Annotated in this window: 14 protein-coding genes; 7 read left to right on the top strand and 7 right to left on the bottom strand. The window is 43.7% G+C overall.

The window, feature by feature from the left end; genetic code table 11:
• Positions 1 to 157 precede the first annotated feature (157 nt).
• Entirely contained in the window at positions 158 to 1,771 is a 1,614-nt protein-coding gene (locus tag H6G17_RS15965; protein WP_192158783.1) for a peptide ligase PGM1-related protein, read from the bottom strand.
• Positions 1,772 to 2,024: 253 nt separating this feature from the next.
• Between H6G17_RS15965 and H6G17_RS15960 the strand changes: the two genes are divergently transcribed.
• The 3 genes from H6G17_RS15960 (at position 2,025) to H6G17_RS15950 (ending at position 5,077) form a co-directional block, all read left to right on the top strand.
• Complete coding sequence (locus tag H6G17_RS15960; protein ID WP_192158781.1) at positions 2,025 to 2,885, top strand: SDR family oxidoreductase; 861 nt, start codon at positions 2,025 to 2,027, stop codon at positions 2,883 to 2,885.
• A gap of 192 nt (positions 2,886 to 3,077) precedes the next feature.
• Positions 3,078 to 4,373: an adenylosuccinate lyase gene (gene purB / locus H6G17_RS15955; RefSeq protein WP_192158955.1), complete on the top strand. Its 1,296-nt coding sequence runs from the start codon at positions 3,078 to 3,080 to the stop codon at positions 4,371 to 4,373.
• A gap of 134 nt (positions 4,374 to 4,507) precedes the next feature.
• On the top strand, positions 4,508 to 5,077 hold the full coding sequence (locus H6G17_RS15950; RefSeq protein WP_199316755.1) for a DUF4126 domain-containing protein: 570 nt from the start codon (positions 4,508 to 4,510) through the stop codon (positions 5,075 to 5,077).
• A gap of 84 nt (positions 5,078 to 5,161) precedes the next feature.
• Here H6G17_RS15950 and H6G17_RS15945 read toward each other — a convergent pair whose 3' ends face one another.
• Positions 5,162 to 5,530 carry a DUF1823 family protein gene (locus H6G17_RS15945; RefSeq protein WP_192158779.1) on the bottom strand — a complete coding sequence of 123 codons (369 nt, stop codon included), beginning with the start codon at positions 5,528 to 5,530 and terminating at the stop codon, positions 5,162 to 5,164.
• A 241-nt stretch (positions 5,531 to 5,771) separates the two neighbouring features.
• On the opposite strand from H6G17_RS15945, the gene H6G17_RS15940 reads away from it, so the two are divergent.
• On the top strand, positions 5,772 to 6,653 hold the full coding sequence (locus tag H6G17_RS15940) for an NAD(P)-dependent oxidoreductase (RefSeq protein ID WP_192158777.1): 882 nt from the start codon (positions 5,772 to 5,774) through the stop codon (positions 6,651 to 6,653).
• 4 nt (positions 6,654 to 6,657) lie between these two features.
• Here H6G17_RS15940 and H6G17_RS15935 read toward each other — a convergent pair whose 3' ends face one another.
• Positions 6,658 to 7,152: an ureidoglycolate lyase gene (locus H6G17_RS15935; protein WP_192158775.1), complete on the bottom strand. Its 495-nt coding sequence runs from the start codon at positions 7,150 to 7,152 to the stop codon at positions 6,658 to 6,660.
• A gap of 163 nt (positions 7,153 to 7,315) precedes the next feature.
• On the opposite strand from H6G17_RS15935, the gene H6G17_RS15930 reads away from it, so the two are divergent.
• On the top strand, positions 7,316 to 8,380 hold the full coding sequence (locus H6G17_RS15930) for a BMP family protein (protein ID WP_192158772.1): 1,065 nt from the start codon (positions 7,316 to 7,318) through the stop codon (positions 8,378 to 8,380).
• Positions 8,377 to 9,888 (top strand): ATP-binding cassette domain-containing protein, encoded by a 1,512-nt coding sequence (locus H6G17_RS15925; protein WP_192158952.1) that lies wholly within the window; start codon positions 8,377 to 8,379, stop codon positions 9,886 to 9,888. Before H6G17_RS15930 ends, H6G17_RS15925 begins: the two co-directional genes overlap by 4 nt.
• Here the strand turns inward: H6G17_RS15925 and rd are convergent.
• The 4 genes from rd to H6G17_RS15905 all read right to left on the bottom strand — a co-directional run bounded on the left by rd (position 9,885) and on the right by H6G17_RS15905 (position 11,768).
• Positions 9,885 to 10,046, bottom strand: coding sequence for a rubredoxin (rd, locus tag H6G17_RS15920; protein WP_192158770.1), 162 nt, complete (start codon positions 10,044 to 10,046; stop codon positions 9,885 to 9,887). The two genes, H6G17_RS15925 and rd, sit on opposite strands and share 4 nt — an antisense overlap.
• A gap of 76 nt (positions 10,047 to 10,122) precedes the next feature.
• The gene (locus H6G17_RS15915) at positions 10,123 to 10,914 is read right to left on the bottom strand and encodes a ChaB family protein (protein ID WP_192158769.1); all 792 of its coding nucleotides are present in this window, start codon (positions 10,912 to 10,914) and stop codon (positions 10,123 to 10,125) included.
• Positions 10,915 to 11,034: 120 nt separating this feature from the next.
• Positions 11,035 to 11,241: a hypothetical protein gene (locus tag H6G17_RS15910; RefSeq protein ID WP_192158767.1), complete on the bottom strand. Its 207-nt coding sequence runs from the start codon at positions 11,239 to 11,241 to the stop codon at positions 11,035 to 11,037.
• Complete coding sequence (locus tag H6G17_RS15905) at positions 11,238 to 11,768, bottom strand: alpha/beta hydrolase (RefSeq protein ID WP_192158765.1); 531 nt, start codon at positions 11,766 to 11,768, stop codon at positions 11,238 to 11,240. The genes H6G17_RS15910 and H6G17_RS15905 overlap by 4 nt, the downstream gene beginning before the upstream one ends.
• A 118-nt stretch (positions 11,769 to 11,886) precedes the next feature.
• Here H6G17_RS15905 and H6G17_RS15900 point away from each other — a divergent pair, with 118 nt between their 5' ends.
• Positions 11,887 to 12,948, top strand: a complete 1,062-nt coding sequence (locus H6G17_RS15900; protein ID WP_242038426.1) for an extracellular solute-binding protein — start codon at positions 11,887 to 11,889, stop codon at positions 12,946 to 12,948.
• The last annotated feature ends 90 nt before the right edge of the window (positions 12,949 to 13,038 follow it).

Raw genomic sequence — 13,038 nt, 5'->3', positions numbered from 1 at the left:
GAAAATTTAAGCTTTTTTCCAGCTTAGTCAGTTTTGGCTATTTTAGCCCGCTCAACTATGTAGATATTATCAAAACTTTAGAAACTAGCAAGAGTTTGTAAAGTCTTAAAGATGTGAAGTTTTTAAGTAAATGTAAAGACTTCCTACCATCCCTCGATCAGCCCCCTTCCAAACGCCAGCCGAAGGGAATAATCTGCTGGGCAGTAGTAGTAGTAGCAGCAGCGTTATGATGAGATTTTGTCTCTCCGTCTAAGACTTTGATCACCTTTTGATAGATATCCTCTGCTTGTTGAGGTGAGTCACCGATACTTGTCAAGCCTAGTTTGCCAAATTCTGACAGACAACCCATCAAATGAAAAACAGTCCCCGTTTCCGTTCCTGTGTCGAAGTGCAAGCGGTGAGAAGCGATAATATCCATTAAATCATTTGGTAATAGACCTCGATAGCGTTTCTTATGTAAATTGTCGGTAGCAACATAGTACTTTGCTCGCCCTTGTTGGCTGTAAAATAGTCCGGTTGAAAGGTCGTAACGCCCGTTAGTTAATAACTTTAATGTCATGAAAGGATGGGTCGTTCCACCTTTACGAAGGTTGATTTCTATTGCTTGCAAGTCCCACTTACCATCAGCTTGCTGTACAGCCATAAAATCAATGCCAAACCGTTCCAAAGCACCTTTTTTTGCTAAAGTCCAGCCAATTTTCAAGCCCAAATCTTGTAACTGCACTCGATAAGCTTCGTCAGCAGGAAACCGACAGCCGAGATAAATTTGTCCGTCTGGACCACCTAAAATTTGGTCGTGAGTAGAGAGAATTTCGACCGTGCCATCAGGTAAAATTCGACCTTGAACGCTAGGCGATCGCTTCACTTCTCCTTCAACAAACGCCTCAACAATTGCTCCTAATTCGGGAACGCGGCTAGCATAATTTGTCCAATTTTCTGATGCGGCTTGAAATCGCAAAGAAGGCAGACTATCTTTGATAGCAGCAACGCGATCGCCATGAGAAATTTTTCCTGGGGCAAATTCCTGTAAAGGTTTTAGGTCAAAAAGAGCATTTGCTTCACCGGAAATTCCTTCATTTAATTTGACAACCATTCGTTTGAGATGCGGTTGGCGTTCCCATAATTGGGCAGTTGCTGTGGCTAAATCCTCTACACTATCGAGGCGACCGTGACACCCATCGGGATGAGGCACACCACTCTCAGCGAAAATTTGCCGACTACCGCTTTTTGTCCCCCAAATTGTGAGATCGGGATCGGCAGCATAAAGGGGAATTTCTAACTTGAGAGATAACTCTCTTTCCCAAGGGGAAGTGTTGTAACAAATCATAAACGATTGATCCCGGCGCAGTGCTTGCTTAATTCGCTCGATCAGGCGGGGTCGTTCTAAAATTTTTTGAGTCAGTGGTTTGAAGGAAGAATCGTAGGTAGATAAAAGTAATAAGCGATCGCGGGCGTGAGAAAAGGGAATGCCTGGTAATAGTTGTAAGTAATAATCGATGACGCTGGGATGTAGGGGCTGAGATGTAATATAAATCAGTCGCGTGCGGGGATTTTGCAAGCGAATTAAGGAAAACAACAGGCGTTCTTCGTAATGCAGCACGCCTTCAATTTTTTGAATCTCTCGCTGATCCACACTCAGAGAGGGAATGACTAAAATATCTCCGTCACTGCGATCGAAGCTTTCTACATTTTTCCACCGATCTCGCAACTGCATTTGTAACTGACGAAATGTTTCTATCTGTGTCGATAGATGACGGTCTAATATTTGCATTGCCCTTGCCCTTCAATCCTTGGCGATCCCGCTAATTGCGATCGTACTACAACCACATTTTTTGCAATATATGTCCTAAGGAGCAATCAATAATTCTCAACAATTAACTATTGCGGATACAAATATCCATACACCAAAAGAGCGATCGCATTCTGTATCTGTTTCCACCTTCAGACTGAATAACCGCCATCGAACAATTAGCTAAATTAAGCGGAGTGAAATCATTACAAATGATAAATTTAGGAGAAAGTTTATGCCAGAAGAACAACCATTACAACCTCCTCAACAGCAAGAACAAAGACCGGGAAAAGAGTCTGAAATGACTCCTCAACCCAAAGCCGATGACTCTAAATATCGTGGTAGTGGGAAGTTGCAGGGTAAAGTAGCGCTAATTACTGGCGGCGATAGCGGCATCGGACGGGCTGTAGCCATTGCTTATGCTAAAGAAGGCGCAGATGTGGCAATCCTCTACTTGAACGAACATGATGATGCGAAGCAGACAAAACAGCTTGTAGAAGCAGAAGGAAGAAAAGCTGTGGCGATCGCGGGCGATATTGGCGATGAAAACTTCTGTAAGCAAGCCATACAGCAAACGATTGATGAACTTGGCAAGCTCGATATTTTAGTAAATAACGCTGCCGAACAACATCCTCAAGAAAGCATCGAACAAATTAGCGCCGAACAACTTGAACGCACCTTCCGCACCAATATTTTCAGCATGTTCTTCATGACAAAAGCAGCAATGCCTCACTTAAAAGAAGGTAGCGCGATCGTCAATACAACTTCTGTCACCGCATATCAAGGCAATCCAACACTGTTAGATTACTCTTCCACCAAAGGCGCGATCGTTGCCTTCACGCGATCGCTATCCAAGAGCTTGATTGAAAAAGGCATTCGCGTCAATGCCGTTGCCCCTGGTCCGGTTTGGACTCCCCTAATTCCTTCAACTTTCCCAGAAGATAAAGTCGCCAATTTCGGTAAGCAAGTCCCGATGCAAAGACCCGGACAGCCAGAAGAAATTGCCCCCAGTTACGTATTTCTCGCCTCAGATGACTCTTCCTACATTGCAGGTCAAGTGATTCATCCCAACGGCGGTACGGTTGTCAACGGTTAGAATGTTACGGCGGGAGTCGGGAGTGGCTAGTGGCTGGTGGCTAGTGAAGAAAGGGTGTGGGGTGTGGGGTGTGGGGTGTAGTGTTTTTTCTTTGCGACTCCCCCTCAGCTCTCTCATTCCCCCTGCTCCCAGCTCGTCCCTGCTCCCTGCTCCCTTCCTGGTAAAATATGACAGTTGGATTCTGTGGCGGTCGTGATCGAGCGTTATACTCTGCCCGAAATGGGCGACATCTGGACGGAGACATATAAATTTAAGACGTGGCTGCAAGTAGAAATTGCAGTGTGCGAAGCACAGGCGGAACTGGGATATACTCCCGCAGCAGCGGTAGCAGAAATTAAAGCAAAGGCAAATTTTGACCCCCAAAGAATCTTAGAAATTGAAGCAGAAGTTCGTCACGATGTCATCGCTTTCTTGACAAACGTGAATGAATATGTAGGCGATGCAGGGCGCTACATCCACTTAGGGATGACAAGTTCGGATGTACTCGATACAGCATTGGCGCTACAACTTGTCGCTAGTCTAGATTTGATTTTGGCACGGTTAGCAGATGTCATCGCTGCCATCCGCAAACAAGCACAACAGCACCGTCACACGGTAGCAATCGGGCGATCGCACGGAATTCATGCCGAACCGATTACATTTGGCTTTAAGCTAGCTGGTTGGTTAGCCGAAGTCTTGCGCCACCAAGAACGCCTCACCCGAATGCGGGAAGAAATTGCTGTGGGTAAGATTTCCGGTGCGGTAGGAACTTATGCCAACATTGAGCCGCGCGTGGAAGCGATCGCCTGTGCCAAACTCGGACTCAAACCAGATACAGCCTCAACTCAGGTCATTTCCCGCGATCGCCACGCCAATTTTGTCAATCATTTGGCACTTTTAACCGCCTCCATCGAACGCTTTGCCGTCGAAATTCGCAACCTCCAACGCACGGATGTACTTGAGGTAGAAGAATATTTCTCCAAAGGGCAAAAAGGTTCCTCAGCCATGCCTCACAAGCGCAACCCGATCCGTTCCGAACGCCTCACGGGAATGGCACGGATGGTACGCGCTGCGGCTGTAGCAGCTTTAGAAAACGTGGCTTTGTGGCACGAACGCGATATTTCCCATAGCTCCGTCGAACGGGTCATGCTACCAGATGCTTGCATTTTGACGCATTTCATGCTTAAAGAGACAACCGATCTGGTACAAAATCTGCTGGTGTATCCCGAAAACATGGCACGGAACATGAATGTTTACGGGGGTGTTGTCTTCAGTCAGCGAGTGCTATTAACTTTAATCGAAAAAGGCATGAGCCGAGAAGAAGCTTATGCGATCGTCCAATCCTGCGCCCATCAAGCTTGGAACACACCAAGCGGAAATTTTCAAGATTTGGTGACAAAGGATTCTCGGATTGCCCAAACACTGTCACCTGAAGAAATTGAAGCTTGTTTCGATCCCCAGCATCATCTACAACATTTAGAAGAGGTGTATCAAAGATTGGGGATTTAAATAGAATGAAGAAATTTTGGATTTCGATCGCGCAAAGACGCAAAGGCGCAAAGCAAACTCTTAGCGTCTTTGCGTCTTTGCGCGACATTTTTTAAAAACCCTTGGGCAGGAGAATAGCTAACTTTAGGAGATAATTGAGTTTAGATGTTGCGATAGTAGAAATTTTAGCGGCGCTTTCGATTGCGGCGGCGGCGGGAATTAGAATTAGTTTGCCTTTGCTAGTTTTGGGATTGTTGCAGGGGGAAAGTTTTTGGTATAACGTTCCCATCTTATCTAATATTTATCCGCCCGTCGTGTTGGGTATTTTGATAAGTTGTTGTTTAATTGAGTTAATCGCCTCAAAAAATTTGCTCGGTCAGCGCTTGCTGCAAATCGCATATTTACCACTTTGTCCAATTATCGGAGCTATATTAGCGATCGCACCTATTCAAGGTGTACCAAAAATTTTAATTGGCTTAGTTGGCGGCTTTATGGCTTTACTCTTACAACTGATCCAAGCTGGATGGTTTTATCGTTGGAATCGTTTTCCTCTTTGGTTATCTTTTGTGCAAGATAGCTTATGTATTTTACTCGTTTATTTCGCTTTGAAAGCACCGCAGTTAGGCGGTGTCGTCGCACTGATTCTTGTAGGATTAGCTGTCAATAGTTATAAAGAATTAAGGCAATGGTATCTTAGGCAGTATCAATCAAGACGCGATCGGTAGAGAATTAATTAACATGCGTAATCAGTAGGGGCGCACAGCTGTGCGCCCCTACAGCATCGTACACGCAATTTTTGAAATTGTAATTCAAGATTTTTGTAATTGCATATAACTCAACAACCAGTTAGCCATCGTAGCGCGGCGAGTTTGACGTGGACCAAATTCACCAATTTTGTAACCTTTAAAACCCAATTGTTCTTTTAATAATTGCTTGTTTTCTGACGGAATCGAACGAGTCAGCTTAACGCTAGCTGGGCGACTATCAATAAAATCTGGGGGCGTAGTCGGATACTCTTCGCGCCATTCTGGAGCTACATTTGTAGTATCCCAGACATTGTTTGTCTCATTGTAACGGTAGCCTAGATAGTGCCAGACTAATTGATTCACCGTATTATCGTCAATTTCTTCGTTCAAAATCGCCCAAATCGTCTCTGTGTTAAGTGGTGGTATTGACATATAGCAGTTTTAGTTGTCAATTGTCAGTTATCGTAGGGGCGGGTTTAGCAACAGATTTACGACTAAGGCAATCGATCTTCGACCAAAACCCGCCCGTACAGGAGCCAAGAGGAAAATCAAGCAGAATTCTTATCACGCACCACGTATCACTCTCTTAATAATTATCCCCCAATATGTAGACGAGAATTCCCGTTAAAACGAGCTAGATTCCCTCTTAGACACTCGCAAACTAGGTAATTTGATGAAGATTGCATATCTTGGCTTAGGGATCATGGGTAGCGGGATGGTGGGTAATCTCCTCCAAGCCGGACATTCGGTTACAGTCTGGAATCGGACACCGGATCGCTGCACTCCCTTGGTGGAAAAAGGTGCGAGTCAAGCAAATACGCCAGCACAAGCAGTAGCCAACGCCGAGATCGTCATGTATTGTTTGAGCAATGAAGAAGCGATCGCAGATACGGTTTTTGGTTCAGATGGTATTCTTTCTGGGGTACATCAGGGACAAATTGCGATCGACATGAGTACCGTTCACCCAAATACAAGTCGGCGGGAAGCAGCTGCTTATGCAGAGAAAGGTGTAGAATTTATCGATGCACCCGTTTTTGGCAGTAAAAATGAGTCTGCGGCTGGTGGTTTGTGGATTGTTATTGGCGGGAAGAAAGAAGTTTTTGAAAAAGTCAAACCCATCCTCGAACCCTTAAGCGAAACCATTCATTATATGGGCGATACGGGCATGGGTGCGACAATGAAATTAGTTGGTAACGCAGTTGTAATTTCCCAAATTGAAGCCCTTGGAGAAGCCATGATCTTAGCTAAAAAAGCGGGCTTAAATCCTCAAGATGTACTCGATGTTTTGCACGTAACTGATTTTAAATCACCCATTTTTGATGGGATGGGAAGTACGTTAGTTAAAAGAGATTTTAGTACGAGTTTTGCCTTGAAGTGGTTGTTAAAAGATGCAAATTTAATCGCGCAACTCGCTCAAGATAATAATTCTCCCATTCCCGCGATCGCACTTGCCCGCGAAACAGTTAAAGCTGCGGTAAATCATGGCTGGGGCGAGGAAAATGCTTCAGCAGCAATCAAAGCTTTGGAATTACAAGCGGGAATAGAAATAAAATAAACAGCTAAATAATCTCAAACTCCAAGCGATCGCTCTGAAAAAAATTATGGGTGAAATGGTCTACTAAATTCGTATCGGCTAATTCTAAATTATAGAAATCTACCATTTCATGCTCGAAATAGGGTCCAGCGTGCCAAGTTCCTACTGCTAATTTAATAAAACAGTTACCAGGAATCCGAAAAGCCTTTATCTCTTCTATTGCTGGTGTATCGACATCATTATTAGGAGGTGCAACGGCAATTAACCAATCTTTTCCTGCTAAAGCACCCAAACACTGAGTGCATTGTACGTGACGAGTTATGGTATGAAATTTTCGCCCTCGGCGCTGCAACCGCATGAGATAAAATCGCGGTATACCATTTTGCAAATTTAATTGAGCATCGTTTGAATCGTAAGCTTTACCATCGTTACTGGGAAGAATTAATTGCCCATAACACTGAAATTTTTCCTGCGTCACCCACTCAGCCTGTAATTGTTGTACTGTATTTGCTGTAGTCATTTCTTTGTGCTGCTGTGGTTTGTTAATTATAACAGGGAGCAGGGAGTAGGAAGTAGAGAGCAGGGAGTAGATAAACCATTTTAAAGTATTATAAAATACCGCTTTTCACGACTAAAACGTATAAGTAACTAGATCGGTACCCATAAATTAGAGGGATCGCTGTATGTTAGAAATCAGTCGGCGTAAATTTTTACTCTACGGTTCGGCTGCATTGAGTACGAGTTGGTTACTCAAGGCTTGTGGCAATTCTAATCCTACCCAAACGAGCAACAGCCCCACTGCTGCGGGGGGTGGAGAAGGATTTAAGGTGGCGATCGCCCTGCCTGGAGTAAGATCGGATAAAGCTTGGAATCAAGCAGGCTACGAAGGCGTAAACATCGCCAAACAAAAGCTAGGGGCGGAAACAGCTTACGTCGAACAAGTCGCGCAACCAGATCAAGCTGAGGCTTTGTCAGACTTCGCCCGTCGCGGTTTTAACGTCGTCTTCGCCCACGGGGGACAATTTGACGCAGCAGTGGAACAAGTCGCAACTCAGTTTCCGAAAACGTTTTTTGTCGCCGTGAATGGTTCTGTGAATGCAGAAAACGTGGCTGCATTGCGGATCGATCATTTGCAAGCTAGCTATTTATGCGGCATCATTGCGGCATCAATGACAAAATCTAATAGATTAGCTTATTTAGCTGGACAATCTTTTGAGGCTACATTACAAGAATTGCGCGGGTTTGAGTTAGGGGCAAAATCTGTTAAACCTAACGTACAAATTAGTTCTAGTTTTACAGGCGATTGGAATGATATTGCTAGGGCAAAAGAAGCAACTTTAGCAATTATTTCATCGGGTGCAGATGTGATTTATCAATGGTTGGACAATTCATCTCCAGCAGTCTTACAAGCAGCTAGCGATAAAGGAATTTACGCTTTTGGCAATACGACAGATCAATTAAATGTTGCACCAAAAGCAGTTTTAACCAGTGCTTTAAAGCGAATCGATTTAGCGATCGCCTTTCTTGCCGAACAAGCAAAAAACGGTCAAATTAAAGGTCAAACCTATGCCCTTGGTTTAGCTAGACCAGATATTTTAAATTTAGGTAAGTTCGGTCAAATGGTTCCAGAAGCATTGCAAAAACAGGTTCTTAGTACTAGACAAGCAATTATTGATAATAAAATTACGTTTGAAAATTGTCAGGAAGGTGGAAAAGAGACGCGATGCGTGAAGACAGCATCGACATGACTTATTTACGCCTGGAAGGAATTACTAAACGCTTTGGTTCGTTTGTAGCTAACGATAACATTAGTTTGAGCGTTGCTGCTGGAACGATTCACGCGCTTTTAGGAGAAAATGGCGCGGGTAAGTCTACTTTAATGAATATTCTCAGCGGACTTTATCAACCGGATGTTGGGCAAATTTATTTAGAAGATAAACCAGTTAAAATTAATTCCTCTAGTAAGGCAATTCAACTTGGGATTGGCATGATTCACCAACATTTCATGCTCGTACCGCAATTATCGGTCACGGAAAACATTATTTTGGGAACAGGCGATCGCTTTAATTTAAATTTGCGACATCAGCAACAAGAAATTACTGAATTATCTCAGGCTTATAGTTTAAAAGTCGATCCAAAAGCAAAAGTAGGAGATTTACCTGTAGGGGTACAACAGCGAGTAGAAATTCTTAAAGCTTTGTACCGTAAAGCACGACTATTAATATTAGATGAACCGACAGCCGTACTCACGCCTTCAGAAGTTGAATCTTTAATTGCAATTTTACGACAGCTAGCAGCAGCCGGACAAACAATTATATTTATCAGTCACAAGCTGGAAGAAGTCATAAGTTTATGCAACACCGTGACTATATTACGGCGAGGTCAAGTCGTAGCAAATACTACGACAAAAGATTCTAGTCCGCAACAATTAGCAGAATTAATGGTAGGGAGAGAAGTTGTTTTACAGTTACATAAATCTGCGACTTCTCTAGGACAAAAAATATTATCTGTACAATCTTTACAAGTAGAAGACGATCGCGGTGTTGCTGCAATCAGAAATATTTCGTTTCAACTTCATGCAGGTGAAATTCTAGGTGTTGCTGGAGTTGATGGTAACGGACAGAGAGAATTAGCAGATGCGATCGCGGGTTTACGTTCTGTAAAATCTGGGCAAATTGTATTAGATGGACGAGACGTGACGTTATGGAATTCTCAAAAGCGAGTTCGGGAATTACAAATAGGATATATTCCTGAAGATCGTCAAACAATGGGGTTGATAATGAGATTTAGTATTGCAAATAATTTAATTTTAAAAGCCTTTACTCAGTTACCTTTTGTAAGGCGTTTCTTGCTACAAAAACAGGTTATCGAGCAAAATGCCGAAACTAAAATTCAGCAATTTGATATTCGCGCCTCTGATGGTAATGTGAAGGTCAGTCAGCTATCAGGGGGAAATCAGCAGAAAGTTGTCTTAGCACGAGAATTAGATCGGGAACCATCATTAATTATTGCCATGCAACCGACGCGGGGGCTAGATGTGGGGGCGACAGCAGCAGTACAACAACAATTATTATCTCAACGCGATCGCGGTGCGGCTATCCTCTATATTTCTACAGAATTAGAGGAAGTCTTGGCAATAAGCGATCGCATCGCAGTCATATATCGGGGCGAATTTATCGATGTTTTAGATCGGGAAAGGGCGACAATAGAAACAATTGGATTATTAATGGCTGGAGAAAAAGCAAACCCAATCTAGTTTTCTGGTTCAAACATTTCTTTTGCAGCCGCACAAACCGGACATATCCAATCATCCGGTATATCCTCAAATTGCGTACCTGGTTCTATTTCTGCTTCTGGATCTCCTGCTTCTGGATCGTAAATGTAACCACAGACGCTACATATATATTTCTGCATTTTTTCAGCTCCAGAATGAAATTATATATGCTGTAGGGGCGCACATCTGTGCGCCCCTACAAAACATAAAAACAAATTATACGGTCATTTTTGATTTAGACCAGATGCCGTTTTCATCTTGCTCGAACTGTTCGCGCACTACATCCCAGGCGTGATGTTCGGCTTTAGATTCATCACCAGATTGAGCGAGTTCGCTGTTGTAATTAGCAACGAATAGTCTTTGTGCGTCTTCCGAAAGATGAGAACGGATTTCAGGAGACAAATGGCTGGGATCTTCAATTTGTCCTTTTCCAAAGCGCGGTAGAGGCGTTTCATTAATATGTACTTCCTCACCGCCAGCACTTTCAAGTAATAGTTGAATCTCGCCAGATTTGCTTGCGGGAACCTCAACACCTACCATAAAGTCACCCGCTTCGATGCGAGTTTGGTAAATTGTTGCTTTGTCTTCTGGCATTCCTAGAGTCGCCAAAGCAGAAGCTAAACCCGCACCCGCACTACCCGCGATCGCACCAGTAGCAGCACCTAACAAAGCCGCACCAATGGGACCTGCTGCTACCAGCGTACCAACAAAAGGTACAAACAATACTCCTACTCCCGTTAGTAAACCGAGAGCCGAACCGAAAAGGGAACCAAAAATTGCTCCCTGTTTCAAGCCGCCTAAAATTACATCTTTCTTCGTTAGAAAGCCAGCAATTTTAGTCTCTGAGTGGAAATTTTTCCCGATCACAGAAATATCATCGCGGGAAACACCCCGATCTAACAAACGGCGGATGACATTATCGACTTGTTCCTTCTGTTTAAAAATTGCCGAAACAGTACGCTCAGCCGTTGTAACTGCTGGTTGGGTTTGCTCTCCTGTAGCCGTCATTTTGTTCTCCTAGAACAGATTTTTCACGCTATGTCATTTAGGAGAATACCAACCTCTAAATTCCGTGCCGTCGCCCTTAAGGTTGATTAGTAAAGTTTATACCTGGAGTTCAATTGCAGACTAGAAGCGAACCCACCTGCGTTGAAAACGGCTAAAAACACCCGCCGCGATCGCCACGAGTAGTAAAATCCAAATAATACCACCAGGGAGAAACGTGATAATTCCCAAGCCGCGCAACACCCAAATTGCGATCGCGGTTAGTAAAAGAATGATAAATAAACGTAAAGCTAGATTTTGCGATTTCGTAGAGCGATTGATTTGTTTCATCTGCGGTTAATTTCTGAATCTACCTCATCCGATGCAGCAGGCGATCGCACATTGGATAAATCCAATTCGGCAACCTGACTCAAATCCACAGTAATATTTTCTTCGGGATAAGAACGCAGCAGACCGATAATATTCATTTCATCGTATTCTCGCGAGGCAAGAGAAACAGCAGCGTATAATTGCTCTACTGTCATGTCGGGAAAAGCTAACCCTAAAGCCGCTAGTAGTTGCTTCCCACTAGCAGAACTTTGCCATTGTTTCATCGAACGGTCAAACTTTTTCGGATCGAGATCCAAACGACGATTTAACGTATCTCTCACATCATCCGTCAGCCAAGGCGCGTAGAGTTGCAAGCTACCCGATAACTTTCCCTTCTTAGCAAAGCGCTCTAAATCCTTCATTTCAATTTTCTGCTCGAACGAGCCGAGACGAAAAGTCACCGTCTCGGCTGCAGTAGCTGCTGGTATGGTAGCGCTCCAACAGAGGATGAGTGATAGTAATCCAACTTGCGATCGCTTGAATTTCATCGCAGATGATTGTATGGGATAAGTCTAGCTTAGCTTCTGATGTACGGTATGAGTTTTTTGGCGATCGAGATTCCTATTCAGATGATAAGAAAATCGAAAAAACCCCCACCTTAACTGAATGCGGAGCTTATCGTATTACATAACCCTACCACTGAATTTTGTGGTGGAATGCGATCGCGTGACTCACTCAGAATCAAAGACAGTTATGATGAAGCGACTGATAGCAAGTATCGTTAGCATTTGTTTCGTACTGGTAGCGTGTCTGTCCTTTCCTGAAATCGCCCAAGCCAAAAGCTGCACTTTACGAATAATTGGCTGGGAGGGATATATGGATGCCTCTTTTGCCAAACCATTCGAGCAAAAATATGGTTGTAAAGTCATCCCAACTTATGCAGGCTCCTCAGATGAGATGTATGCCAAGATTAAAGCCAGTAAAGGCAAGACATACGATCTCGTCACGGCTTCGGGAGACTTAACCAAACGCTTGTATGATGCCAATTTAGTAGAGGCGATCGATTTAAGTTTAGTCCCCAACTACAAAGATTTATTCCCAATTTTTCAGCAACCAGCGTATAACACCTTTGACGGTCAAGCCTATGGTGTTTCGATTGCTTGGGGACCAGATTTTTTAATTTACGACAAATCCGTCGTTAAATCCGAACCGCAAAGCTGGGATGTCCTCTATCAGCCGGAATATCAAGGTAAAGTATCTCTACCTGACTACCCCATCTTCAATGCTGATGTGGCGTTGTGGAAAGGTAGCTCTAATATCTACGACATTAGTAAAGAACGGCTAGCAACAGACATTAAACCCGATCTTTTCCGCTTGCGCCCGCAGGTAAGAAAATTTTGGAACAGCCAAGGAGAGTTAGCCCAACTCTTTTTAAATAAAGAAATTGCTCTGGCTTGGGGTTGGCCCGTAGCAGTTGAAGAACTAAAACGCGCCAACTTTCCTGTAGGAGCAACTATTCCTCAAGAAGGGACAACTGGATGGAGCGATTCTTGGATGTTGCTCAAAGGCTCTCCTCACAAAGAAATCGCCCATGCTTGGATGGATTATATGCTGACGGGAGCAGCCCAGAAACCCATGACAGAGGTTACTGGTTATTGGGCTGTTTCCCAGCAAGTTTTACCGCTACTCACCCCCGAACAGCGCCGAGATTCCCATTTAAGTAAGTAGACAGGAAAATTTACAAGTATGTAACAAAAAATTAATTAGACTGATTCGAGTGAAATTTAACACGCCTGGTACTATAGTTTCCTCTTTCTC

Origin of the sequence: Chroococcidiopsis sp. [FACHB-1243] (assembly GCF_014696895.1) — a bacterium.
In the GTDB taxonomy this organism is placed as follows: domain Bacteria; phylum Cyanobacteriota; class Cyanobacteriia; order Cyanobacteriales; family Chroococcidiopsidaceae; genus Chroococcidiopsis.
Note: the sequence above shows the minus strand (reverse complement) of the source record. Positions and strands in the feature narration are given on the sequence as shown.

Bases quoted from the DNA above. Each gene is read 5' to 3' on its own strand.
- H6G17_RS15965 (WP_192158783.1), bottom strand. From the start codon at position 1,771: ATGCAAATATTAGACCGTCATCTATCGACACAGATAGAAACATTTCGT.
- H6G17_RS15960 (WP_192158781.1), top strand. From the start codon at position 2,025: ATGCCAGAAGAACAACCATTACAACCTCCTCAACAGCAAGAACAAAGA.
- H6G17_RS15945 (WP_192158779.1), bottom strand. From the start codon at position 5,530: ATGTCAATACCACCACTTAACACAGAGACGATTTGGGCGATTTTGAAC.
- H6G17_RS15940 (WP_192158777.1), top strand. From the start codon at position 5,772: ATGAAGATTGCATATCTTGGCTTAGGGATCATGGGTAGCGGGATGGTG.
- H6G17_RS15935 (WP_192158775.1), bottom strand. From the start codon at position 7,152: ATGACTACAGCAAATACAGTACAACAATTACAGGCTGAGTGGGTGACG.
- H6G17_RS15930 (WP_192158772.1), top strand. From the start codon at position 7,316: ATGTTAGAAATCAGTCGGCGTAAATTTTTACTCTACGGTTCGGCTGCA.
- H6G17_RS15925 (WP_192158952.1), top strand. From the start codon at position 8,377: ATGACTTATTTACGCCTGGAAGGAATTACTAAACGCTTTGGTTCGTTT.
- rd (WP_192158770.1), bottom strand. From the start codon at position 10,046: ATGCAGAAATATATATGTAGCGTCTGTGGTTACATTTACGATCCAGAA.
- H6G17_RS15915 (WP_192158769.1), bottom strand. From the start codon at position 10,914: ATGACGGCTACAGGAGAGCAAACCCAACCAGCAGTTACAACGGCTGAG.
- H6G17_RS15910 (WP_192158767.1), bottom strand. From the start codon at position 11,241: ATGAAACAAATCAATCGCTCTACGAAATCGCAAAATCTAGCTTTACGT.
- H6G17_RS15905 (WP_192158765.1), bottom strand. From the start codon at position 11,768: ATGAAATTCAAGCGATCGCAAGTTGGATTACTATCACTCATCCTCTGT.
- H6G17_RS15900 (WP_242038426.1), top strand. From the start codon at position 11,887: ATGCGGAGCTTATCGTATTACATAACCCTACCACTGAATTTTGTGGTG.